At 45.4% G+C, this 24,428-nt stretch carries 24 protein-coding genes, 1 tRNA gene and 1 pseudogene; 18 read left to right on the top strand and 8 right to left on the bottom strand.

Annotated features, from left to right (window positions below; genetic code table 11):
* The first annotated feature begins 84 nt into the window (after positions 1-84).
* Positions 85-1,191, top strand: a complete 1,107-nt coding sequence (locus GLV81_RS11175; protein WP_157478938.1) for a carboxylate-amine ligase — start codon at positions 85-87, stop codon at positions 1,189-1,191.
* Between the two features lie 116 nt (positions 1,192-1,307).
* Here GLV81_RS11175 and GLV81_RS11180 read toward each other — a convergent pair whose 3' ends face one another.
* From GLV81_RS11180 to GLV81_RS11190, 3 genes and pseudogenes are all read right to left on the bottom strand, one after another.
* Positions 1,308-2,744, bottom strand: a complete 1,437-nt coding sequence (locus tag GLV81_RS11180) for a SusD/RagB family nutrient-binding outer membrane lipoprotein (protein ID WP_197428249.1) — start codon at positions 2,742-2,744, stop codon at positions 1,308-1,310.
* Positions 2,745-2,777: 33 nt separating this feature from the next.
* On the bottom strand, positions 2,778-5,660 hold the full coding sequence (locus tag GLV81_RS11185) for a SusC/RagA family TonB-linked outer membrane protein (protein ID WP_197428250.1): 2,883 nt from the start codon (positions 5,658-5,660) through the stop codon (positions 2,778-2,780).
* A pseudogene (locus tag GLV81_RS11190) lies at positions 5,629-5,889 on the bottom strand (carboxypeptidase-like regulatory domain-containing protein); the annotation flags it as partial. The gene GLV81_RS11185 and the pseudogene GLV81_RS11190, both read right to left, overlap by 32 nt.
* A 511-nt stretch (positions 5,890-6,400) precedes the next feature.
* Here GLV81_RS11190 and GLV81_RS20380 point away from each other — a divergent pair.
* The 5 genes from GLV81_RS20380 to GLV81_RS11210 all read left to right on the top strand — a co-directional run bounded on the left by GLV81_RS20380 (position 6,401) and on the right by GLV81_RS11210 (position 9,706).
* A complete protein-coding gene (locus GLV81_RS20380; protein WP_246185946.1) occupies positions 6,401-6,748 on the top strand; it encodes a hypothetical protein in 348 nt (115 codons plus the stop codon).
* A 5-nt stretch (positions 6,749-6,753) separates the two neighbouring features.
* The gene (locus GLV81_RS20385) at positions 6,754-7,227 is read left to right on the top strand and encodes a type 1 glutamine amidotransferase family protein (RefSeq protein ID WP_246185947.1); all 474 of its coding nucleotides are present in this window, start codon (positions 6,754-6,756) and stop codon (positions 7,225-7,227) included.
* Between the two features lie 83 nt (positions 7,228-7,310).
* A complete protein-coding gene (gene ccsA, locus GLV81_RS11200; protein WP_157478942.1) occupies positions 7,311-7,976 on the top strand; it encodes a cytochrome c biogenesis protein CcsA in 666 nt (221 codons plus the stop codon).
* Positions 7,969-8,175, top strand: a complete 207-nt coding sequence (locus tag GLV81_RS11205) for a CcmD family protein (RefSeq protein ID WP_157478943.1) — start codon at positions 7,969-7,971, stop codon at positions 8,173-8,175. Before ccsA ends, GLV81_RS11205 begins: the two co-directional genes overlap by 8 nt.
* A 112-nt stretch (positions 8,176-8,287) precedes the next feature.
* Entirely contained in the window at positions 8,288-9,706 is a 1,419-nt protein-coding gene (locus GLV81_RS11210; protein WP_157478944.1) for a Glu/Leu/Phe/Val family dehydrogenase, read from the top strand.
* 52 nt (positions 9,707-9,758) lie between these two features.
* On the opposite strand, the gene GLV81_RS11215 is transcribed toward GLV81_RS11210, so the two are convergent.
* Complete coding sequence (locus GLV81_RS11215) at positions 9,759-10,196, bottom strand: type I restriction enzyme HsdR N-terminal domain-containing protein (RefSeq protein ID WP_157478945.1); 438 nt, start codon at positions 10,194-10,196, stop codon at positions 9,759-9,761.
* Between the two features lie 67 nt (positions 10,197-10,263).
* Between GLV81_RS11215 and GLV81_RS11220 the strand changes: the two genes are divergently transcribed.
* Together GLV81_RS11220 and queA are read left to right on the top strand one after the other, a co-directional pair.
* Entirely contained in the window at positions 10,264-11,034 is a 771-nt protein-coding gene (locus GLV81_RS11220) for an AMP nucleosidase (protein ID WP_157478946.1), read from the top strand.
* 270 nt (positions 11,035-11,304) lie between these two features.
* On the top strand, positions 11,305-12,354 hold the full coding sequence (gene queA / locus GLV81_RS11225) for a tRNA preQ1(34) S-adenosylmethionine ribosyltransferase-isomerase QueA (RefSeq protein WP_157478947.1): 1,050 nt from the start codon (positions 11,305-11,307) through the stop codon (positions 12,352-12,354).
* 75 nt (positions 12,355-12,429) lie between these two features.
* On the opposite strand, the gene GLV81_RS11230 is transcribed toward queA, so the two are convergent.
* Entirely contained in the window at positions 12,430-13,179 is a 750-nt protein-coding gene (locus tag GLV81_RS11230; RefSeq protein WP_157478948.1) for a LexA family transcriptional regulator, read from the bottom strand.
* Positions 13,180-13,315: 136 nt separating this feature from the next.
* On the opposite strand from GLV81_RS11230, the gene surE reads away from it, so the two are divergent.
* From surE to GLV81_RS20390, 4 genes are read left to right on the top strand one after another with little or no spacing between them, the layout of a single operon-like run.
* Positions 13,316-14,086, top strand: a complete 771-nt coding sequence (gene surE / locus GLV81_RS11235) for a 5'/3'-nucleotidase SurE (protein WP_157478949.1) — start codon at positions 13,316-13,318, stop codon at positions 14,084-14,086.
* Entirely contained in the window at positions 14,083-14,382 is a 300-nt protein-coding gene (locus GLV81_RS11240; RefSeq protein ID WP_197428251.1) for a hypothetical protein, read from the top strand. The genes surE and GLV81_RS11240 overlap by 4 nt, the downstream gene beginning before the upstream one ends.
* Before the next feature lie 25 nt (positions 14,383-14,407).
* Entirely contained in the window at positions 14,408-15,316 is a 909-nt protein-coding gene (gene lpxB / locus GLV81_RS11245; protein ID WP_246185948.1) for a lipid-A-disaccharide synthase, read from the top strand.
* Positions 15,294-15,512: a hypothetical protein gene (locus GLV81_RS20390; RefSeq protein WP_246185949.1), complete on the top strand. Its 219-nt coding sequence runs from the start codon at positions 15,294-15,296 to the stop codon at positions 15,510-15,512. Before lpxB ends, GLV81_RS20390 begins: the two co-directional genes overlap by 23 nt.
* On the opposite strand, the gene GLV81_RS19450 is transcribed toward GLV81_RS20390, so the two are convergent.
* Positions 15,509-15,679 (bottom strand): DUF6728 family protein, encoded by a 171-nt coding sequence (locus tag GLV81_RS19450; protein WP_197428252.1) that lies wholly within the window; start codon positions 15,677-15,679, stop codon positions 15,509-15,511. The two genes, GLV81_RS20390 and GLV81_RS19450, sit on opposite strands and share 4 nt — an antisense overlap.
* A 471-nt stretch (positions 15,680-16,150) precedes the next feature.
* Here GLV81_RS19450 and GLV81_RS11250 point away from each other — a divergent pair, with 471 nt between their 5' ends.
* On the top strand, positions 16,151-16,987 hold the full coding sequence (locus GLV81_RS11250) for a sulfite exporter TauE/SafE family protein (RefSeq protein WP_157478951.1): 837 nt from the start codon (positions 16,151-16,153) through the stop codon (positions 16,985-16,987).
* 29 nt (positions 16,988-17,016) lie between these two features.
* Positions 17,017-17,532 carry a TlpA family protein disulfide reductase gene (locus tag GLV81_RS11255; protein WP_157478952.1) on the top strand — a complete coding sequence of 172 codons (516 nt, stop codon included), beginning with the start codon at positions 17,017-17,019 and terminating at the stop codon, positions 17,530-17,532.
* A gap of 14 nt (positions 17,533-17,546) precedes the next feature.
* On the opposite strand, the gene GLV81_RS11260 is transcribed toward GLV81_RS11255, so the two are convergent.
* A complete protein-coding gene (locus GLV81_RS11260) occupies positions 17,547-18,041 on the bottom strand; it encodes a phosphoribosyltransferase family protein (RefSeq protein ID WP_157478953.1) in 495 nt (164 codons plus the stop codon).
* Between the two features lie 100 nt (positions 18,042-18,141).
* On the opposite strand from GLV81_RS11260, the gene GLV81_RS11265 reads away from it, so the two are divergent.
* Both GLV81_RS11265 and GLV81_RS11270 read left to right on the top strand, forming a co-directional pair.
* The gene (locus GLV81_RS11265) at positions 18,142-19,476 is read left to right on the top strand and encodes a 4Fe-4S dicluster domain-containing protein (protein WP_157478954.1); all 1,335 of its coding nucleotides are present in this window, start codon (positions 18,142-18,144) and stop codon (positions 19,474-19,476) included.
* Between the two features lie 286 nt (positions 19,477-19,762).
* Positions 19,763-22,171 carry an alpha/beta hydrolase family protein gene (locus tag GLV81_RS11270; RefSeq protein WP_197428253.1) on the top strand — a complete coding sequence of 803 codons (2,409 nt, stop codon included), beginning with the start codon at positions 19,763-19,765 and terminating at the stop codon, positions 22,169-22,171.
* Between the two features lie 166 nt (positions 22,172-22,337).
* Here the strand turns inward: GLV81_RS11270 and GLV81_RS11275 are convergent.
* Positions 22,338-22,410, bottom strand: a tRNA-Lys gene (locus GLV81_RS11275).
* Positions 22,411-22,574: 164 nt separating this feature from the next.
* Here GLV81_RS11275 and GLV81_RS11280 point away from each other — a divergent pair.
* Together GLV81_RS11280 and GLV81_RS11285 are read left to right on the top strand one after the other, a co-directional pair.
* Positions 22,575-23,402 (top strand): SDR family oxidoreductase, encoded by an 828-nt coding sequence (locus GLV81_RS11280; RefSeq protein WP_157478955.1) that lies wholly within the window; start codon positions 22,575-22,577, stop codon positions 23,400-23,402.
* A 103-nt stretch (positions 23,403-23,505) separates the two neighbouring features.
* Positions 23,506-24,330: an SAM hydrolase/SAM-dependent halogenase family protein gene (locus GLV81_RS11285; protein WP_197428254.1), complete on the top strand. Its 825-nt coding sequence runs from the start codon at positions 23,506-23,508 to the stop codon at positions 24,328-24,330.
* Positions 24,331-24,428: the final 98 nt, after the last annotated feature.

Below are 24,428 nucleotides of genomic sequence, written 5' to 3' on the forward strand. Positions count from 1 at the left end.
TTTTTGTGCCAGCTTTGAAACGTATATCGCAATTGTCACCTATTTTCAAGACCTGAGATTTTTACCAACCACAACATTGCTGCTATGGCATTATCCTACAAACAATTTACACTCGGTATAGAAGAAGAATACATGGTAATAGACCCTGTAACTAAGGAGCTCAAAAGCCATGACCAGCGCATTGTAACCGAAGGCCAAAAAGTGATTCGGGATAAAGTGAAGGCCGAGATGCACCAGGCCGTGGTAGAAGTAGGCACCGACATTTGCCAAAACATTGAAGAAGCCTACAAAGACATCAGCACCCTGCGCCGCACCATCAAAACCATTGCCGGCGAACTCGACTTATCGGTGGCAGCCAGTGGCACTCACCCCTTTAGCAGCTGGCAAATGCAACTCATTACCGAGCATGCCCGCTACAGCCAGTTGATTGATGAACTGCAGGACGCTGCCCGCAGCAACCTCATTTTTGGATTGCATGTACACGTGGGCATGGAAAACCGCGACATTGCCATGCACATTGCCAACAGTGCCCGGTATTTTCTACCGCACATTTATGCACTCAGTACCAACTCGCCTTTTTGGGAAGGACGCCGCACCGGCTACAAGTCGTATCGTACCAAAGTATTCGATAAGTTTCCACGTACCGGCCTGCCAGAATATTTCGAAAACGTAGAGAGCTACGATCGCTTTGTCAACCTGCTCATTAAAACCAATTGCATCGACAATGCCAAGAAAATATGGTGGGACCTGCGGGTACATCCTTTCTTCAATACGGTAGAGTTTCGCATTTGTGATATACCCATGACGGTAGATGAAACCATTGCCATTGCTGCATTGTTTCAGGCGCTGTGTGCCAAGCTGTACAAGCTGCGCAGCCAAAACATGAACTTCATTATTTACCCACGCCCCCTCATCAACGAAAACAAATGGCGGGCCAGCCGCTATGGTATTGATGGTACGCTGATTGATTTTGGCAAGGAAGCCGAAGTAAACACACGGGCTTTGATTTATGAACTCCTCGACTTTGTAGACGATGTGCTCGACCCATTGGGTAGCCGTCATGCAGTGGGTTACATCCGGCGCATGCTGGAAGTAGGCACTGGTGCCGATCGTCAGATAGCCGTGTACGAAGCAACCGGAGGCGATTTAAAAGCGGTAACTACATTTATTGAAGACAGCTTTTTGAAGTAATTCATTCCCGTTATAAAAGCAAAAGCATGTTCCGAAAGAACATGCTTTTTGTCTACAAAAAGGGCCGACTCATAAAGAGTCAGCCCTTTTTTCATGTTGTTTGTTTTGAAGGGTAATTATTTAGCCCACCACATTTTACCATAATTATCATCAGTGCCTCCCATATTGGTTACAGCAGCTTTGTAATTATCGCCGTTCAGTGTAGATTCAGCGGGTGGATAGCCCAAGCGATATGGAATACCACGAGAGTCAACTGCATCTGTAGCTGCTGTGAGTGTTGGGAAACCGGTTCTTCTCCAATCACTCCATGTTTCCCATGAGTTGAGATACATGTGTACCCATTTCTCTGTGAGAATTTTCTTATGACCATCAGCACTTGAATATGCCACAGCTGGCAATGCGATGTAAGTATCATATTTAGCCTGATCGAAAACGCCATACATCTGCCAAGAAGCTTTTATTGCATCCTTGTATTTTGCTTCTGCTTCAGCGTCACCTCCTGTTACATATCCAAGTTTGGCGGCTTCAGCTTGCATAAACAGTACCTGAGGATAGTTAAAGAGATACAATGCAGAACCCTGTGATTTGAAAAATTCACCAATTCGGCTATAAGCTGCAGGAATATTTACAGCAGCATTTCTACCGTATGGCAAACCTTTTACGATACCACCAGCCAATACTTCACCGTAAATAGGCAATCTTGGATCAGCCTTAGGTTCCATATAGTCAGTAAGCGTTTTACTAATAGCATAGTCATTACGGTTGCTTACATTGTAGTTGTTGTACCAGGGGTTGTAGTTATTCGGATCCGTAGACAAAAACTTGTAGCTGATGTTTTGAGAATTGCTGGTAATAACTCCGGCAGCCAGAGCAGCAGCATATTCTGTTTTACCTTTTGCTGCATCCACCTTACTCAGGCGAAGCGCCATAGACATTCTCAAGGTATTTGCAAATCGTTTCCAAGCTGCCATATTACCATTCAGCAACACATCGCCAACAACTGCAGCTTCAGATTCATTGATTTGAGCCACAGCTTCGGTCAATTCTTTGAAAAGCGCAGTATAAATATCCTGCTGCTTATCATATTTTGGCTTAAAGGCTTCTTTTCCCTTCAAAGCTTCAGAGTACGGAATATCACCCCAAATGTCTGTAAGGTTTTGGAAGTAGTAAGCTTTCAGAATACGAGCAACAGCAATCTGGTTGTTTTTAGATCCGTTACCATTGGCGGCAGATGAACCATCATTGTTGTAGTTAATGATAGTTTGCAGATCATACAGAGGTCCTGTATACCAACCAGAAAAATTGAGATTTCGGTCACTATACAACGAAGAAGCCGGGTAGGGACCCTCAGCCAAATGCTGCACATACAAAGCAGCTAATCGAGAGGCTGCTGTATTGCCAAGTAATTGATTGGACATTGACTGTTGGGCATTGGTCAACAAGGCTTTAGTAGAAGCCTGGGTGAGCAATGCTGGTGAGACATTTGTATCATCGAATTTGTTACAACTGTACAACAACGATACAGTTGCTAATAGTATGGTTATTTTTTTCATCTTCATCCTTTTGAGTTTATTGAAACAATTACACTAGAAAGTAATACGCAGGTTACCACCAATTTGACGTGTTGCTGAAAGCTGACCACCTTCTCTGTAGAACACTTCCAACTCAGATGGATCGATACCGTATTTCTTTGTCGTAGCCCAAATCAACCAAGCGTTTTGTACAATCAGGCCAATGTTTGCCGATTTGCACACTTTAGTTTTGGCAAGGAAAGATGCAGGAATGTTGTAACCGAAACGAATTTCACGAAGCTTGATGTAAGAAGCATCAAGTATCACATTTCTTCCATCACGCTGACGGGCAGTGTACCAATAAGCACGGGCAGAAATGTAGCGGTTGTTTTCTTGGTTCATCAAAGGACCATTGGCAAAAATGCCTGGGATACGGATACCACCGTTTCCAGCGTTACCTGTTGCAGATGAGTATGAACCAGGGTAGTCTCTCCAATCAAAACCCTTATCGTTCAAACCAACAGTTTCTTCGCTCAAACCACTACCAGTATTGAAGTTGCGGGTTTCAGAGTAGAACAAACCACCACTTTGAAAATCAAGAGAGAATGTAAGATCAAAACCTTTGTAGCGGAAAGAGTTAAACATACCACCAGTCCACTTTGGCAACACCTGACCGATAGGTTTATTGATGTCATACAAAGGCTGACCAGTTTGGTCAATCAAAGTCTTACCGGTTTTTTCATCCACTCTCCACATACGGCCATAGTAAGTACCCCACTCACCGCCTACCCGGTGTTCGAGTCGGGTATCATAACGGTTGGTAGCATAGAGATAGCTATTGATTCCAGGAGCCAATTCTTTTACTTCATTTCTGTTGCGAGCCCAGTTGAGGCTCACTTCCCATGTGAAGTTTTTGCTTTGGATTGGAGTGCCGTTCAGTGAGATTTCAATACCTCTGCTGACGATGTTACCAGCATTGATTTGTGCAGTAGTAAAACCACTACCAGAAGAAACGTCAACACCAATGATTTGGTCGGTGTTGTTGTTCTCGTACACTGTTACATCCAAACCCAGCCGACGGAAGAAACGAAGCTCAATACCAGCTTCGTAAGCTTTGGTCAGAGCTGGACGAATACCACCACCTCGGAACTGGTTGCCGATAGTAGCAGATGGGTTTGCACCATAGAAGCTACCATTGTTAATAGCGATGTCCAGGTTATGAGGATCCAGATCAGAACCTACTGAAGCATAAGAAGCACGGATTTTACCGAAGGTTAACCAGCTTGTTTTCAACAACTCAGTGAAAATGAAGCTAGAGCTTAATGAAGGGTACAAATAAGAGTTGCTCTCTTTAGGCAAAGCTGAAGACCAGTCGTTGCGCAACGTACCTTCCAAATAAATCATATCCTTCCAGCCAACTGATGCTTTACCGTAAATGCTGTTTACGATTTTCTTCTGGTAGCTGCGAGAGATATTGGGACGACCAATTGAGGCAGAAATGTCAAAGTAGTTGGGTGAACTTAAACCACCAACAGTTTCCTGATACAACTGAGAGTAGTAGTTTTTACGACTGTTAGCACCGATTAAACCATCTACTGAAAACTTACCGAATTTATTTTTGTACATCAGGTTCGTTTCGTAGTTCATTTCTGTGTATTGGTTTTGCAGAATATTGTAACCATCAATATTCAAACCGCCAGAAGCTACCCGCTGATCACTTTCTGTAGCATATTGGTTCATACGAACATAGCTCTGCAGATTCAAATGGCTATTGATTTTGATATTCATTCCCACGTTACCCATCATTCGGTTTTGGCGTTCTGTAGCATAGTTTTCTTTCAGTACAAACCATGGGTTATCCCAATACTGAGGCTTGCCATATACCGCCAAATTACCTGTAGCATTGGGGTCACCAATATTCCAGCTGTTTAAGCTACCATCTGGCTGACGATAGCTACGCATTCTATCAATATCCAATTGACGCTGAAACCATTGGTTGAAATTTTGCGTAACATTCAAACCGTCCAACCGATATCCTTCAGAAGGCTTACCTGTAGTGTTGCGGGTTGTATAAACCATATCGCTTGAAATGGTAATGTATTTGCCGATGTCAAAAGAACCATTGATAGCCAATTGGTGTTGTTGGCGCTTGGCATTTTCAATAATTAGACTGCGGGTTTGATTACCATAACTGATTCTGAAGTTATGAGCTTCACCACCAGAGTTGAACGCAACAGTATTGTTCAAATTCACGCCAGTTCTGAAGAAGTCTTTTACGTTATTAGGCTGCGCCGTAAGCGGAGACAGCTTACCGAATTCATCTCCGGGATACCAGCTATAGTAAGGACGGTACAAACTGCCATCAATTTTAGGTCCCCAGCTTTCATCTGCACCATATTCCAACATCCGGTGTCCATCGAACGAGGCCCAGCTGGCGGGGTGTACACCTGCACGATATTTGAAAATGTAAAATCCCTGATCATCGAGATAACCAGCACCAAGAGCGTTTTTGTTAGTATAACTAGAAGAATAACCACCAGCATATTGATTCTGATAAGGAGGAATCAATGCCAGATTTTCAATGGTGGCACCGAGGTTTAGCTCCACCGACTGGGTTTTCTTTCTTGTTCCTTTTTTGGTGGTAATTACCACAGCACCGTTTGCAGCACGCTGACCGTACAATGCAGTAGCGGCTGGACCTTTCAGTACAGAAACGTTTTCCACATTGTCCATAAGAACAGCACTCTGACTTGTAATGGTACCATCCACTACAAAAATGGGCGCTTGAGGACCGAGACCTGTAACGCCACGAATCAGGATGTCTGCATTATCAAATGTGGAGCTGGGAGAACCTACTAACTGAACACCTGCGACTTTACCAGCCAAAGAAGAGCTGATGTCTACAGATTTAGCAAGGGTCAGATTATCACCCTTTACTTCCTGAACAGAATAGCCCAACGCCTTTTTCTCCCTTTTTACACCCAGCGCTTGTTACAACAACTTCACTCAAATTACTTTCCGCTGGAGATAATTGGATAGATGCAGCCGCAGATGCAGCTACTTCTACTGTTTGAAAGCCTGTAGCAGAAATCACCAATTTGGCATTTTGCGCCACTGAAATTTTGAACGAGCCATCGCCATCGGCCATTGTAGCGTTTCTTGTCCCTTTTTCTGAAATGGTTGCTCCCGAAAGGGGGCGCCATTTTTGTCGGTTACCTTACCGGTTACCTCTACCTTTTGTGCAATAGCTAAAGTCCATGTACAGACCAATGCCATTACAAGAAGTAGCGTTCTTCTCATGCTGTGTAGTTTTTGGTTAAACAAAGGATGTTTTAGGCCCGCAATATAACGGATGGTTATCAATGTGTAAAACATTTGTTAACAGAATTACCAGAATGTTATGCACCGTAGTGTTTCTATAATTTTTTTCTAACCAAATCAAGTATTTGATAAAATTCCCCCTCAATACGGCACTTTTTCACATGTGCTTGTTTTACAATACATTTTATTCTTTTACTTACTGCCATTTTCATAAATACTTTCCAGTCAGGTATCATATACCCATTTTTAGCATTCGATAGCCTCTTTTGCAGGAGTACTCAACCTGCTAATGTGAGCAACAAGTAGGCGCTGGCCCATGGAAGCCACTGGTCTTTGCTTACTTTTGCCGCTTCCTAAAAAGCGCCAACCTCCTACGCATGATTAAACTGGCTATTCTTGATTTGTATGATGGATTTGACAACCAGGGCATGCGTTGTATCCGGGAAATTGTCAACAGCTTTGCCGATTACCACAGTCTGGATATTTCTATCACCGAATTTGATGTTCGCCGGCACCTGGCCGTACCTGACACTTCTTATGACATATATATTAGTAGTGGCGGGCCCGGAAGCCCTTTGGAATCGGAAGGCTCCGATTGGGAAAAAGCCTATTTCAATTGGCTATCGGCTATAGAAAACTGGAATCAATCCGACTCCCGCCATCCTAAAAACATGCGTTTTTTATTTGCCACAGTTTTCAATTGGTATGCCGGCATTACCAAATAGCCAATGTGTGCAAACGCAAGTCCACCTCCTTTGGCGTATTTCCGGTACACATGTTGAAAGACGGAAGCAACGAACCTGTCTTTCAAGGATTACAGGACCCTTTTTATGCTGTTGATAGCCGCGACTATCAGGTTATTGAACCCAACCATCAACGTTTGAAAGATATGGGCGCATCCTTACTGTGCATCGAAAAAGCCAGGCCTCATGTACCACTGGAAAGAGCCGTGATGGCCATTCGCTTTTCCCCTTACTTTTTCGGCACTCAGTTTCACCCCGAAGCCGATGCCATTGGTATGACCATGTACCTGCAGCGGGAAGACAAAAAAGCAACCGTTATTGAAAACCACGGTGAAGCCAAGTGGCAGGACATGATTGATCACCTCAGTGATCCGGATAAAATTTTATTTACGTATAACCACATATTACCCAACTTTTTACAGCATGCTATTCCTGCACATATTGCTGCTGAATTGGGATAATTTTATTACAAAGCAAAGCTTCCTTTCATCCTATTTTTGCAAACCACAAAATTGTTGTCGGCACAAACACGACAACCCAATTCATGAAGAAATCCTGGTGGAAAATACTGTCGGTCGTTTGCCTGTTGTACGCCTTTGTGGCCGGCATGCTGATGCCCGTTCCGGCACGGCCAATTGTTAATGAGAGTATACGCAACTTATATTACCACGTACCTATGTGGTTTGGCATGATGATTTTAATGTCGGTATCTGTGGTGTACTCCATATTATACCTGCGTCATTCAAAATTGTCATACGATATCAAGGGTAGCCGTTTTGCCAGTACCGGCATGCTGTTTGGCGTGTTGGGCATTGTAACCGGCGCCATTTGGGCCAACTACACCTGGGGCCAGCCATGGAGCAACGATATCAAGCAAATTTTGGCAGCCATTGCTTTGCTCATTTACGCCGCCTATTTCATCTTACGGTCTTCTATTGATGACATTGACAAACGGGCACGGGTAAGTGCGGTGTACAACATTTTTGCGTACACCATGCTCTTTCCTACCCTTTTCATCATACCCAGAATGTATGAAAGCCTGCACCCAGGCGGCGAAGGCAACCCCGCCATCAATCAAAATGACATTGACCCCATGATGCGCATTATTTTCTGGCCTGCCGTGTTGGGCTGGACGTTATTGGGCGTTTGGATTTCGCAGTTGTACATCCGCATTCAACTCATTAAAGACAGAAACATTCTCAATGGCTAAGTATATCAAAACAGCCTCGCTGTTCATCGCTTTTTTTGTTGCTTCACTGGTAACGTTTGCACAAACTACTGCTGCCAGCCAGCCGGTAGAAATGGCTGATACCATGCGTAGCAACGGTAAAATTTACGTAGTAGTTGCAGTACTTTCCACCGTGTTGGCGGGTATTGTTTTATACCTCGTTCGCCTTGAGAAAAAGTAAAGGCATTGGAAAAAGAACACAGTGCCTGATTTCCTTGTTGCTTAAATATCCATGCGGCCATGCATGGACTGCTTGCTATAGAAATAACGATTGTTAACCCAAAAAACTTTTTATGTCTGCCGAGTACAGTTTTTTTGAAAGTGTAGGCACAAGCTTCGACAAAGCTGCCAAATTTACCAAATGGGATCCAGGTATTCTCGAACAAATCAAAGCATGTAACTCTGTGCTGCGGATGCGTTTTCCAGTAAAAATGGATGATGGTCACATTGAAGTGATTGAAGCATACCGTGTACAACACAGCCACCACAAAGCACCCTGTAAAGGTGGTATCCGTTTTTCTACCGAAGTAAACCAAGATGAAGTAATGGCACTGGCCGCATTGATGACCTACAAATGCGCCATTGTGAACGTTCCTTTTGGTGGTGGCAAAGGTGGTATCAAAATTGACCCTCGTAAGCTCAGCGCCTACGAACTGGAAAAAATTACCCGTCGTTACACATCTGAGCTAGTGAAGAAAAACTTCATTGGCCCCGGCATTGATGTTCCTGCTCCCGACTATGGTACCGGCGAACGTGAAATGGCGTGGATTGTAGACACCTACACCACCCTGAAGCCAGGCGAAATTGATGGTTATGGTTGCGTAACCGGTAAGCCTATTTCACAAGGCGGTGTACGTGGTCGTAAGGAAGCAACCGGTCTCGGCGTTTTCTACGGCGTACGTGAAGTGTGCAGCATGCCCGAAGTGATGAATAAAATTGGATTACCGCTGGGCCTCGAAGGCAAAACAGTAGTGGTACAAGGCCTCGGTAACGTAGGTTATCACAGTGCTAAATTCTTCCGCGAAAAAGGTGGTAGCAAAGTCATTGCCATAGCTGAATACGAAGGTGCCATCTACAACGAAAATGGCCTGAACGAAGAAGAAGTATTCCAACACCGAAAAGCAACCGGCAGCATCCTCAACTTCCCCGGCGCTACCAACATTGCCAATAGTAAAGAAGCACTGGAACTGCCTTGCGATATCCTCATTCCTGCTGCGTTGGAAAACGTGATTAATGGTGAAAATGCCGACCGCATCAAAGCCAAAATCATTGGCGAAGCGGCCAACGGCCCCTGTACGCCAGAAGCGGATGAAGTATTTGCGAAAAAAGGCATCGTATGCGTTCCAGATATGTATCTGAACGCAGGTGGTGTAACGGTTTCTTACTTCGAATGGTTGAAAAACCTGAGCCATGTACGCTATGGCCGCATGGAAAAACGCTTTACTGAAAACATGAATGCCCGCATACTCAACCAAATGGAAGAGCTGTCTGGTAAAAACATGGCAGAAGCCGAAAGAAAAGCCATCATGCACGGGCCCGATGAAGTGGATCTGGTACACAGTGGTCTTGAAGAAACCATGGTGCAAGCTACCCGTGAAATCATCGAGTGCTGGCACAAAAATCCGGAGATTCCTGACATGCGTAGTGCTGCGTACGTTGTAGCCATCAACAAGGTAGCTACCAGCTATACTGAACTGGGCATTTTCCCATAATACAACGCAAAGCGATGTATGCAAAAAGCGACTGTATGATACAGTCGCTTTTTTATGGTAATGAAGGAAGCTGTTCCACTAATTGCAAAGTTCCTTCCTGCCGCTGCCAGCACAAATGTTGTTGCCCGTTAGAAATCATGAGCAATTGCGCTGGTACTTTGCTCAGATAACTCAGTGCCTGTTGTAAAACTTTATCGTTGAGTGCAATATCAGGTGCTTTGCATTCAATGAGTAGCCAGGGTTCGTGCTGGCGGTTGTATACCACAATGTCGAAGCGGCGTTTTCTATCGGCTACTACAATCATCTTTTCCAATGCAATTAAAGCAGCCGGTATTTGTTGCACTTGTACCAGCCATTGCAACAGGTTTTGGCGTACCCATTCTTCTGGCGTCAGCACCAGCCATTTTTTGCGCAGCGGATCAAATATTTCCCGCAGTTCTGCCGTCTCTCTTAAGCGAAACGAAGGCTCGGGAAAGTCAATTTGTATCATCAGCCAAAAGTATTGATTACCTTTATCAATTATCCTGCAGTGATGAAACGCTGTAGCTCAAGCTGATATGAAGACAAAAACAGATATAGTAAACAACTGGTTGCCACGCTACACCGGCCAGTCTTTAGAAGAATTTGGTGAATACATTTTGCTCACCAACTTTAGTAATTATGTAGATCTATTTGCCAAATGGCACAAGGTTCAGGTGATTGGGAAAGACCGTCCCATGCAATGCGCCACGGCAGACAACATTACCATCATCAACTTTGGTATGGGCAGCCCCGGCGCCGCCACCATTATGGATTTGCTTACCGCCATTTCGCCCAAAGCGGTCTTGTTTTTGGGTAAATGCGGGGGCCTCAAAAAACGCAACAAAATCGGCGACCTGATTTTGCCCATTGCCGCCATCCGTGGCGAAGGTACCTCCAACGACTACTTTCCTCCCGAAGTGCCTGCACTCCCCGCATTTGCCTTGCAAAAAGCCGTATCTACTACTATCCGCGATAAGGGTGTGGACTATTGGACAGGCACTTGCTACACCACCAACCGCCGGGTGTGGGAGCATGATGATGAGTTTAAAGAATACCTGCAGAAAGTAAGGGCCTATGCCATCGACATGGAAACGGCGACCATTTTCACGGTAGGTTTTTACAACAAAATACCTACCGGAGCACTGCTGCTGGTAAGCGATAGCCCCATGGTACCCGAAGGTGTAAAAACCGAAGCCAGCGATAAAAAAGTGACGAGCAAGTTTGTAGACCAACACATTAAAATCGGCATTGATTCGCTAAAACAACTGCAGAATAACGGCCTCACAGTTAGGCACCTGAAATTCTAAAATAGAAACGCCTCATCTTAAAAATGAGGCGTTTGTTTTTTAACAGGCGCAAATTTCTGGCGGCTGGCTTTTTTAGTTCTCCTTCTTATTACCTTTGCCATCCCCAATAATGACAGATTATTGGATTATTTGATAACCAACTGGCGCCGTAAGGCCAATTGGATGTTTCCCCTCCACATGCTTCTTGCAGAAGTATGTCCATCTTGTATCGTTGTCATACAGGTGCTTGTAGGTTATCAGTTTTATTGACTTTAAAGCATTTTTTCCTGTATGAAACTTTCGCAGTTTAAGTTCGACCTTCCGCTGAACCTCATTGCACAAAGCCCATTGAAGCGCCGCGAAGACAGCCGCCTTATGGTTATCGATCGTAAGACCGGTGAAATGAGAGACCATCATTTCTACGAAATCATGGATTTCTTCAACGACAAGGATGTGTTTGTAGTAAACAACACCAAGGTTTTTCCCGCAAGAATGTATGGTAGAAAAGAAAAAACCGGTGCTAAAATTGAAGTGTTTTTGCTGCGTGAACTGAACCGCCCCAACCGCCTGTGGGACGTTATCGTTGATCCCGCAAGAAAGATTCGTGTAGGCAACAAACTGTACTTTGGCGACAACGACGAACTGGTAGCAGAAGTCATTGACAACACCACCAGCCGTGGTCGTACCATCAAATTTTTGTGGGATGATACCGAAGAAGCTTTTCGCAAAATGCTCGACTTTTTGGGCGAAACGCCGCTTCCAAAATACATTAAGCGTAAGCCCGATGAAAGCGATAAAGAACGCTACCAAACAGTATACGCCAAATACGAAGGAGCAGTAGCGGCTCCTACCGCCGGCCTGCACTTCAGCCGCGAATTGATTAAGCGTTGCGAAATCAAAGGCATCCGTTTTGCAGAAGTTACACTGCACACCGGCCTCGGCACCTTCCGCCCCATTGAAGTGGAAGACCTGAGCAAGCACAAAATGGATGCTGAGTACTATCGCATAGATGAAACCGCCTGTCGCATTGTAAACAAAGCCAAAACCGAAGGTCATCGCATCTGCTCCATTGGCACCACCACCATGCGTGGATTAGAAACATCTTTCACCGCAGAAAAGCTGTTGAAGCCTTCTGAAGGCTGGACAAATATGTTCATCCATCCACCTTACGATTTCAATATTGCAGACTCGCTGATTACCAACTTCCACCTGCCTAAAACCAGCCTGCTGATTATGGCCTGCTCTTTTGCCGGTTATGATTTGGTAATGGAAGCGTATAAAAAAGCCATTAAAGACAAGTATCGCTTTTTCACTTATGGTGATGCGATGCTAATTTTGTAATCGTACTGATTCTAAAAAGCAAAGCTGCCCCCAAAAGGAGGCAGCTTTTTTACTTACTAACCCATTGAAATATTTCTACGTTCGATTTGATTTAAGTGAGTTTACCTGCTCCTGCAATGTATTCACCACAGTAGCCAATTGATTTACATCCCAGACGGGTTTTTCCATAGGGCGACTCAAAATCATTTGGGCCTGCCAAACTTCAGCAATGTCTTCTGACTTGACAGTGTAAGGAGGATATTGAGGATTATCACTTACCAAAGTGAGTGTTGTTTGCAACTTCGGCTCTTTTTGTATCCGCTTGTACACGATTCCATCCGTGCGGCTGACAACTATATATGCCTGGTTGGATTTTACATACTCCAGATTTTCGACCTTTTCGCCCACTATGACACTGCCACTAGGCGTGGGTAGCATCGAATCGCCAATGATTTCGAAGGCACGGTATTCGCCGGGGCCCAGCATTGGTAGCGTAAATGTGTTGAGTTCGTCCACAAACTCAGGATCGTTGTAACCCGCCAGGTAACCAGCCGCGGCCTTTACAGGTACAAACTGAATATTGGAACGTTCGGCACCCATTTTCAACTTGCGACGTTTGGCCATATATGACTCCCCTTCATCGGCAAGTTCTTTCAGCAACACATCTTCCAGCGACAACTTGAAAATGCTGCACACTGTTTCTACCACTTCGAGGCGGGGCTCGGCCCGTTCCTCTTCATAAGCACCTACAAGCGAACGCTTGATGCCCACTTTATTGGCAAAGTCTTCCTGTGTCCATCCACGCAATTTGCGCAGGTACTTGAAGTTTTTTCCGGCGAAACTCATTGCTACTTGTTTTGGCAATATTACTAAATTTTTTGGCTTTGCAAATATTTTTAGCGCCCATTATTTGCAAAAGATAAATGGCCATTTGCCACTACGGCATTGGCACCGGGTTTACTTTTACGCCAGTTTTTACAATATGACAAACGAACGACCTATCATTCTGATAACCAACGATGACGGCATTACCGCTCCCGGAATACGAAACCTGGTGGAAGCCGTAAAAGATTTGGGACAACTTGTAGTAGTAGCACCTGATAAACCACAAAGCGGCATGGGCCATGCCATCACCATTGGCCATCCGTTGCGTATGAACCAGCTCGACCTGTTTGGCGGCATTGAAGCCTGGCAAGTGAGCGGCACTCCCGCCGACTGTGTGAAGCTGGCGGTTGACAAACTCATTCACCGCAAGCCCGATTTGTGTTTGAGTGGCATCAACCATGGTGCCAACCATGCTATTAATGTGATTTACAGTGGCACTATGAGTGCTGCAATGGAAGCGGCCATTGAAGGCATCCCTTCAGTAGGCTTTAGCCTGATGGACTATAGCATGGAGGCTGATTTTTCTGCAGCCAGAGAAGTGGTTCGTTCTATAGTGATGAAACTGCTGGCTGAAAAACAGGACAATCATTTACTCCTCAACGTCAATATTCCTAAAGTCAGCATGGAATTACTGGCTGGTATTAAAATTTGCCGACAGGCTTATGCCAAATACCAGGAAGATTTTGACGAACGTGTTGACCCGCATGGCCGCAAATATTATTGGCTCACCGGTGAGTTTGTAAATATGGATGAAGGCGACGACACAGACGTGTGGGCACTGGAACATAACTACGTAAGCGTTGTACCCATAGCCATCGACTTTACCAATTACAAAATGAAACAGCAACTGGAGGAAAAGTGGTCATGAAAATGCTGACGAAAGACAATTTCAAACTCGGCTTAATACTTGGTTTTTTGCTGCCATTTGTGGGTGTGGTTATCTATTATTATTGGAAAATTTATCCCAACGAATTCAGCACTTTTCTTGAATACCTGACCACCGAAAAAAGATTACTATCGAGCCTCACCGTTGTGTGTTTGTTGTTGAATGTAGGTTTGTTTACAGCCTACATCAATACCCACCGTGATAAAACAGCCAAAGGTGTTTTTGCCATCACGTTGGTATATGCCATTACCTCATTGATGATTAAGTTTTTTGCCTGAGTTCATTTCATTTCAGTTCATTCGCATGAAGTATTACATCATAGCCGGCGAAGCTTCCGGCGACTTGCACGGAAGTAACCTCATCAAGCAAATTCACTTGCAGGATAAGCAGGCAGACATTCGCTGCTGGGGTGGCGATAAAATGGAAGCGGCCGGTGCAACCTTGGTGAAACACTACCGCCAGCTGGCTTTCATGGGTTTTGCTGAAGTGCTGATGAACCTGCGCACCATTCTCAATAACCTCGCATTTTGCAAAAAAGACATCGAAGCATTTAAGCCCGATGTGATTGTGTTGGTGGATTATCCGGGCTTCAATTTGCGGATTGCCAAATGGGCAAAACCACTCGGGTACAAAGTGGCCTACTACATTTCGCCACAAGTATGGGCTTGGAAGGAGAACCGGGTAAAAATGATGAAGCAATGCATCGATTTGATGATGGTGATTCTGCCTTTTGAAAAAGACTACTACAAAAACAAATGGCAATGGCCTGTAGCATACGTAGGCCATCCACTGGTACAAACCATTCAGGAATTTCAGCCCCGCATTACTTCATTTTCCGACAAACCAATTGTAGCTGTTTTGCCCGGCAGTCGCAAACAAGAAATCAATGTTAAGCTGCCAGTGATGCTGGAGGTTTCGAAACGATTCCCGCAATATCAATTTATTGTGGCCATGGCTCCCGGCACAGATGAAAGTTTCTATCAGCAATTCGTTAGTCGTTATCCCAATGTAAGCTGTGTGGGAGGCCTTACTTATGAACTATTAAAAACAGCGACCGCAGCATTGGTAACCAGCGGTACAGCCACCTTGGAAACTGCTTTGTTTGGGGTACCGCAGGTGGTTTGTTACAAAGGCAATCCCATCAGCTATGCCATTGCCAAACGACTTATCACCATCAAATACATTTCGCTTGGTCAATTTGATAATGGATAAGCCCGTGGTGACGGAATTGATACAGCACGACATGAATGTAGAGGCCATTTCGAAAGAGCTGGATGCCATTCTGAACGACAAAGGCAATATTCAACGGATTAAAAAGGATTACGAAGATCTCTTTGCACTGCTGGCTGCAGGAGGCAATGCGTCGGCCACCGCCGCCACTCATATTTTACATTTACTGAAAGCCTAACCTTTTTTGACGATTAGCTTTACCACCAAAATAATCATGGCCAACAAAAAGAGCAGGATAGAAATTCTGTTGATGCCATGCATGTATTTGGTCCACTGAGTGGTAGGCCGGTTGGGATCCTTCTTCTTCAGGTACAGGTATTCTCCCATTTGTTTCAAAATACTCATCAGTCGTTCATTTAATTAATTGATGCTTTAACAACCATGTTGTGGAATAGTTCTAGCATACGCTCTTGCGGCAATGCTGTAAGAAAAACGGTTAGGCAAAGCATTGAATAAGCTTCTATTTCCAATGATTATCAGCTGGATGAAGCGGTTACCTGTATCGCATTTAAAATTCAACAACTAAACATCAATGTTAAAACATTAATAAAACGCAACCACGACTGTGGAAAACCAGTACGATTTGTTTAATGATATGCGCCGGTAATCTAAACATTCCCAACATGAAGTCTTATTTAATGTTTAAACATTTTTGATTGCTCATGAAAATGTGGAAATCTGTATACGGCTCGTAAGGACGCATTCAGGAGTAGTAATCCTATAGAATCCGAAAAAAAGTTCCAGTTTTGGCCTGCGTGATTACAATCACAATAGATTCATTGTCAGCCCTTCAATTTTGCCAGCAATTATCAATCCATGGAAATAGCAGGTTATTTAGCATCGTTGGTTATTGGCATTTCATTAGGCCTTATTGGAGGCGGTGGCTCTATTTTGACTGTCCCCGTACTTGTTTACCTGTTTGGTGTCAACCCTGTGGTGGCCACAGCGTATTCGCTTTTCATTGTAGGCGCTACAAGTTTGGTAGGTGCTTTTCCCAAGTACAAAGCAGGTGAAGTCAACCTGAAAACAGCGGTCATTTTCGGTATACCCTCCATTGCAGCAGTGTACGCCACCCGAGCATTTATCGTACCAGCTATTCCGCAACACATAATCTCCATCGGCAGTTTTGAACTCACCAAGCCGCTCATGATGATGATTTTATTTGCCATCCTCATGGTCTTTGCCTCAATTTCAATGATCCGGGAAAAGAAATGTGTTGATTGCCCGGAAGAACCACAAGTATTCAACTATCCGCTCATTTTGTTAGAAGGCGCAGTAGTTGGCGTTCTAACCGGATTGGTTGGTGCAGGCGGCGGCTTCCTTATCATACCTGCGTTGGTACTGCTAAGCAAGCTGCCCATGAAACAAGCCGTGGGTACATCCCTGCTCATTATAGCTGCCAAATCTTTGCTGGGCTTCACCGGCGATTTGGGCAAAACCAGCATGGACTGGACACTGCTCCTAAGCGTTTCGGGTTTGGCCATTGCAGGCATTTTTGTTGGCAATGTGCTCAGCAAGAAAGTTTCTGCCAGCAGCCTCAAAAAAGGCTTTGGCTGGTTTGTGCTGGTGATGGGCATTTACATCATCATTAAAGAACTTTTTTTAATGCTGGTGGACATTAAAGACCGCCTTTCATTTAACAGCTACTCTTAGTAGTCCCTCCTATTTTTGCCGGAGTCATTATGCGTATGAAATCGTTTCTGCCCCTCCTGCTGTTAGTAACAGTTACATTTTGTTGTACAAGCTGTGGTCCTAAAGCGGCCACCGAAAACAGTACCGCCAGTACAGCACCCACTGAAAAAATATTGCCTGCACTGGCATTGCAACATGCCGACGGCGGCGCTTTTGAACTAAGCAGTCTGCTGGGCAAAAAAGTAATGGTGAATTTGTGGGCTTCGTGGTGTGGCCCCTGTAGAGAAGAAATGCCAAGCATAGAAGCATTGGCACAATCCATTGATACCAGCAAAGCTGCGGTAGTACTCATTTCTTTGGATGAAGACAAAGCTGATGGCATGCGTTTTTTACAAGGCAAAAACCTGCAGCGATGGGCCTACTTTCCTACTACCGACTTGCCCGACATTTTTAATGTACCTGGCATACCAGCAACTTTCTTCTTCAACGAAAAAGGAGAAATGATTAAAGAGATTGTTGGTACAGAGGATTACAATACCCCTGCATTCAAACAATTGCTGCAGTAAAAACCAGCTACTACTTAAGCCATCCAGGCGCCAACCAGTTCGCCGTTTTCCACTTCTACATCAATGTATTCTTGTATGGTGGTAGCCAGGCTAAAGCCAATAATATCAGGCTGAATGGGAAACTTACGGTGGGTTCTAGCCACCAGTACCGCCGTTTGAATTTTATGCGGATGTTGATTTAGAAAAGGCTTCAACGCATAAGTAAGCGTTTTGCCACTGTTGGCCACATCGTCCAACAGTAGGAGCACGGCACTGTTTAAATCTGGTTTTGAACTCAGCTGTACCTCAGACGGGTGGCGCTTGTCCAAATCCACCGTAATTTCTTCAATCGTTCCTTCGAAATACTTGGCCAACACTTCTTTTACCGTTTTGCTCATGATGGCACCGTTAGGCAAAATACTGGCTATTACAATCCGCTGTTCGCCCATGTTTTGCTCGGCTATTTCGAGTGCCATGCGTTGCAGTTTCAGGGCTATTTGTTCTTTATTGAGAATGTATGTTTTAGTCACGCTGAGCAGCTTTTCAGCAAAATAACCACAATTCGAGCAACATAGCACCGGGGCGCTTAATTTAGCTGCATCGATTATTGTGCTTGCTAAACTTATTTGTATGCAGTATTTGGCTCAGGCTTTATTTGTAGCGATTGTAGGAGCAGCTGTTTGGTTATTCTCCCGCAAAATTGGCAATATCCGTCGCGTCATTTTAATGGGCAAAGACGAGACCATTGAAACCGACCGCAACAAGCGGATGAGCAACCTGGTATTGCTGGCGCTGGGTCAAAAAAAGATGTTTAAAAATCCGCTGGTAGCCATCATGCACTTTGTGTTGTATGTGGGTTTCATCATCATCAACATCGAAGTATTGGAAATAGTGCTGGATGGCATATTAGGCACCCATCGGTTGTTTGCCCCCATGCTCGGCAGTTTCTATAGTTTTCTCATCAATGCTTTTGAAATACTGGCCTTTGCTGTACTCGTTTTTTGTATCGTATTTCTGGTAAGAAGAAACGTACTGAAACTACGCCGTTTTATGAGCAATGATCTCAACGGCTGGCCCCGCAGTGATGCCAATTACATTCTTATCACGGAGATCGTATTGATGTCGTTGTTCTTGCTGATGAATGCTACCGAAGGCGTGTTGATTGCCAATAACGTTTCACCTTATGCAGAGCATGCTGTTGGTCCGTTTGTCATTAGCCAGCACATCAGTCCTTTGTTGAGCGGATTGTCTAACACAGCACTAGCAGGCATTGAAAGAACAGCGTGGTGGTTACACATCATCGGCATTCTGGCCTTCCTGAACTACCTGCCGTATAGCAAACATTTGCACATTCTATTTGCCTTCCCCAATGCCTGGTTTGCCCGCCCCGAATCCTATGGCAAAATGCACAACATGCCAGAGATTCAAAAGGAAGTGGCATTGGCTATGGGACAAGATATTTCAACCAACCCGGTGCTGAGCCAGCTGCCCGATGCGCCCCCCAATCAGTTTGGCGCCAAAGATATTTTTGACCTCGGCTGGAAGAATTTGCTGGATGCTTACAGCTGCACTGAATGTGGCCGCTGCAGTGCCGCCTGCCCTGCCAACAGCACCGGCAAAGTATTGAGCCCACGGGCCATCATGATGAAAACCCGTGACCGTGCCGAAGCCGTAAGCAAAGTGCTGGCGGCCAACAATGGCCAATGGGTGGATGATGGCAAAAGTTTGTTGCATGACTACATCACCGTAGAAGAACTGCGGGCATGTACCACTTGCAATGCCTGTGTAGAAGAATGTCCGGTAAGCATTTCTCCCCTCGATATTATTCTAAAACAACGCCGCTACCTCATACTTGACGAGAGTAACAGCCCCGGCGAATGGAACGCCATGTTTGGCAACATTGAAAACAACTTCGCCCCCTGGAAATTTAATCCGGAAGAAAGAGAAGCATGGGTGAATGGGTAAAATGCAAATGTGATAATTGGCCAATTAGCTAATGTGCTAATTGAGAGGATTTAGAAGGTGAATATCGTAAAAGTCCTTACTGAAAATATTAAAACCGGGAATTGAGTCTAACCTTAATTCCCGGTTTATTTTTTTTGAACCACCTACACTTTCAGAACCACAAACTAAAAACCCGAAACATATCGCATTAAAAAACCTTGACGGCTTTGTGCCTGTGCGTTGAAAAAACGCAACAGTCGGACAAAACCCAAAACATCGTCCTATCTTTCTCAAAACACAATAAAGCATGATGACGAAAAAGAAATTCCTTGGCCTCCTGCTCCTCGCCTTTTCGCTGCAGGGCATGGCACAAGACGACATTCAGTATCAGCGACCACCACAAGCCATTGCCGACATCTTGCTGGCACCCGGCACGCCTTCTGTCAGCATCGATGACAAAGGCACGTACATGCTGCTCAGCGAACGTAGCTCCTACCCCAAAATTGAAGAGCTGGCACAGCCCGAACTCCGTATTGCAGGCATGCGCCTCAACCCGAATAATTTTGGCCCCAGCCGCAGCACCTACATCACCAATTTCAAAATCAAAATCGTAGCCACCGGCAAAGAAATGCAGGTAACTGGCCTGCCCGCCAACCTGAAAGCCGGCAGCCCCGTTTGGAATCCTTCGCAAACAAAATTTGCCTTCAGCCATACCACCGCCAACGCCATTGATTTGTACGAGGCAGATATCAAAACCGGCGTAGCCAAAAAAGTAAACAAGAAAAGTCTGAACATGGTACTGGGCGATTACAGCTATGTAGACGATGCTACTTTGTTGTACTACGTAGCATTGAAACCCGCTTCGCAGGCACCACCAAAGCCTTTGGCTCCCAAAGGCCCCGTGGTACAGCAAAACCTGGGCAAAGCTGCTCCCAGCCGTACCTATCAGGATTTGATCAAGAATCCTTACGACGAGCAACTGTTTGAATTTTATGCCACCAGTCAGTTGGTAGAAAACAAAGGCGGTTTAGAAACAGCCATTGGCACTCCCGCCATTTACAGCCGTGCTGCAGTAAGCCCCGATAAAAAATATTACCTCATCGAAACCATCAAAAAGCCATTCAGCTATCTGGTGCAGGTAAACGGTTTTCCCAGCACCATGAAAATAACCGATCGTAAAGGTGCGACCGTTAAAGTGCTGGCAGAATTACCCTCTTCAGAAAGTTCACCAACGGGTTTCGACAATGTGCAAGACATTACCCGTGGCCACAACTGGCGGGCCGATGAGCCAGCCACTGTGTATTGGGCCAAGCCTCTCGATGGCGGTATCATGAAAAACAATGTTCCTTTTCATGATGCAGTGTACACACTGAGTGCTCCATTTACCGGTGCCGAAAAAGAATTGACCAAAACTGAAATGCGTTACCGCGGTATTGTGTGGGGCGATGCCAGCATGGCCCTGCTGAATGAAGGACTACAAGGTAAGCAGCGGGCAAAATTGTCGAAGCTCAACCCAAGCTCCGGTGCCAAAGAAGTACTCTTCGACCGCAGTACCAACGACCGCTACAACGATCCGGGTTCTCCCGTTTTACATCGCAATCAGTATGGCCGCAATGTGCTGCAAACGGTGAACAATGGCACTGGCATTCCCATGATTGGTGCCGGCGCTTCTCCTGATGGTGATTTGCCTTTCTATGCCGTTTTCGATTTGGCCAGCAAAAAGAACAACATTGTTTGGCGCTGCGAAAAAGGCTACTACGAAACAGTAACCGATGTGTTGGATGCAGAAAAAGGATGGGTAATAACCAGCCGTCAAAGCCCGACCGAAGCACCCAATTATTTCATGCGAGACATCAAGGCCAACACGGTAAAAGCATTAACCAGCTTCCCCGATCCTCAGCCTGCATTGCGCCAGATAAGCAAGCAAAAAATTACCTACAAGCGTGTAGATGGCATCGACCTTACGGCCACTGTTTACCTGCCTGCCGGTTATGATGCAAAAAAAGATGGCCGTTTGCCCATTGTGATGTGGGCTTACCCACGTGAGTTTAAAAGCGCCAGCGATGCTGCACAGGTGCGTGGCAGCAAGTACACGTTTACCCGCCTCAACTGGGGCTCACCCATTTTTTATGCTACACAAGGCTATGCGGTAATGGATGAGTCGGAGTTTCCGATTGTGGGCGAAGGCGACAAACAGCCCAACGACAACTTTGTAGAGCAACTCATTTGGAATGCTGAAGCAGGCCTGAAAGCAGCCCACGATTTGGGTTTTGGCGATACCAGCCGTGCAGCAGTGGGTGGCCACAGCTATGGCGCCTTTATGACGGCCAACCTGCTGGCCCACAGCCGCCTGTTTAAGGCAGGCATTGCCCGCAGTGGTGCCTACATGCGTACGTTGACTCCGTTTGGTTTCCAAAATGAAGAACGAACTTACTGGCAGGCCCCCGACTTGTATTACAAAATGAGTCCGTTTAGCTATGCCGATAAAATTAAAGATGCCATCCTGTTGGTGCATGGCGATGCCGACAACAACCCCGGCACCTTCCCCATCAACAGCGAACGTTTGTACAATGCCATCAAAGGCCACGGCGGCACGGTACGCTTTGTGAGTATGCCCTTGGAAAGCCACGGCTATGCTGCCGAAGAAAACCTGCTGCACTTGTTGTGGGAGCAATACAGCTGGCTGGAGAAATACGTGAAGAAAGCGGGTAAATAAACTTGCATTCTTCTTTTACCAACAACCCGTAGCTGTGATGGTTACGGGTTGTTTTGTTTTGATGAGAATCCATCAAAACAACTTGCAATATTTTTTCTTGACAAGAAAAGAAAGTAACGAGTAAATACAAATAAAAAGTCCCCGCATTACTGCGAGGACTTTCTTGTGATCCGGCTGGGACTCGAACCCAGGGCCCATACATTAAAAGTGTATTGCTCTACCAACTGAGCTACCAGATCTCCCGTTCCAGTAACAGAATTCGCAGTGCGTATTCCGTTTTTGGGAGTGCAAAAATAGGAGTCGACTTCATTGCAACCAAAAAAAATATTTTCAGTTTATCAACAGCCTGTTTGCAATTTCATTAACAGTACCGCCTCTCCGATTGACCAACTTTGCATACACTATGGCAATATTGGTACACAACCCCGCATATTTTCAAAACAAGACAGTTGTAGTAACAGGTGGCAGCGACGGCATTGGCCGTGCCATGGTAGAAGAATTGCTGAATGCAGGCGCCAATGTGGCTACCTGCAGCCGCAACAGTGATAAACTGTACCAACTGCAGGTACAAAACCCTGGCAGTAAGTTGTTTACCATGGTGGCCGATGTAAGCAACGAAACCGATTGCCGAAATTTCATCAACGCCGTCATCCGCAACTTTTCGACTGTTGACATTTTGGTCAATAATGCGGGCATCAGCATGCGGGCCGAGTTTCATGAAGCTTCGCTGGATACCATCCGCAAAGTGATGGACATTAATTTTTGGGGCGTGGTGTATTGCACCAAGTATGCCCTGCCCTACATACAGCAGCAAAAAGGCGACATCATTGGCGTAAGTTCCATTGCCGGCTACCGCGGCCTGCCCGGCCGCAGTGGCTACAGCGCCAGCAAGTGGGCCCTGCAAGGTTGGATGGAAGCCTTGCGTACCGAACTGTTGGAGAGTGGCGTGAATGTGATGTGGGTGTGCCCCGGCTTTACCAGCAGCAATATCCGTAATGCAGCACTCAACAAAAATGCAGAGGCCCAGGGCGAAAGCCCGATGGATGAAAAAGCCATGATGACTTCGGAAGAATGTGCAGTGCACATCATGAATGCCATTGCCAAAAGAAAACGTACCCTGGTGATGACATTCCAAGGAAAACAAACTGTATTTATGAACAAGTTTTTTCCGGCACTGGCCGATAAACTGGTTCGCAAATTTTTCTATAAAGACAATGTTTTGGTGAAGTAACCATCACCCCGCTGTTTGCATTTTGAAATATGCCAAGCAGTACTGACATTGCAGCCGCTTTTATCCGCACCCATTATACACCAAACGAACTGCTGCATTCATTGTGCCAATACTAACGCTAACATCCGATATCGGTTACAAAGACTATATAACCGGCGCCATTAAAGGCAGGCTGTGGCAAAACAACCCCGCTTGGCAAATAGCAGATATTTCGCACAACATCACACCGTTCAACTACAACGAAGCGGCCTACTTTGTACGCAGTGCCTATCCGCATTTTCCCATGTACAGCTGGCATATTGTGTTGGTGAATTTGTTTCACTCGCCATCGCCCCGCTGTTTAATTGCTTTTCAAAACGGGCACTTTTTTGCCTGTGCGGACAATGGCCTGCTACCCATGATTTTGGATGAAGGCCCTTACGAATGTATTGTGCTGCCCATTGCTCCTGAAAACATTGCCAACAGCATGGCATGGATGGATGCTATTGGTGCCGCCATTCAATCTGTTGACAACGGCACATCGCTGCACCTGCTGGGCGAAGAACCAGAGCAGATTGTAACCCGTAGTGCCGTACAACCTTTGCTGTACGACGATTACATTGAAAGCCGCATCATTTTTGTAGATCGCTTTGAAAACGTGGTGGTGAATGTTATGAAATCAGATTTCGACAAAGTAGGCCGTGGCCGACGCTTCGAAATCAGTTTCAAAAACGACGACCGCATCACCAAAATATCTGAGCATTACGGCAGTGTGCCCGAAGGAGACAAACTTGCTTTTTTCAACACCGCCGGTTATTTGGAAATTGCCGTAAATAAAGGCAATGCTGCTGGTCTTTTTGGCTTGCAGGCTTTTAGCGGCAATGCGGAAGAAAAATTCACCAACTCCCGGCTGTTTTACCAAACCGTTCGTATCCGATTTGTTGATTAAGGGTATTACATACCTCTAACCTCAAATTTCTAATTTCCTACTTCGCCCCCTTCGTACCTCGTACTTCACATTTCATACTTCTTATTCCCTCCTTCGTA

It is taken from the genome of Phnomibacter ginsenosidimutans, from assembly GCF_009740285.1.
Taxonomy (GTDB): Bacteria; Bacteroidota; Bacteroidia; order Chitinophagales; family Chitinophagaceae; genus Phnomibacter; species Phnomibacter ginsenosidimutans.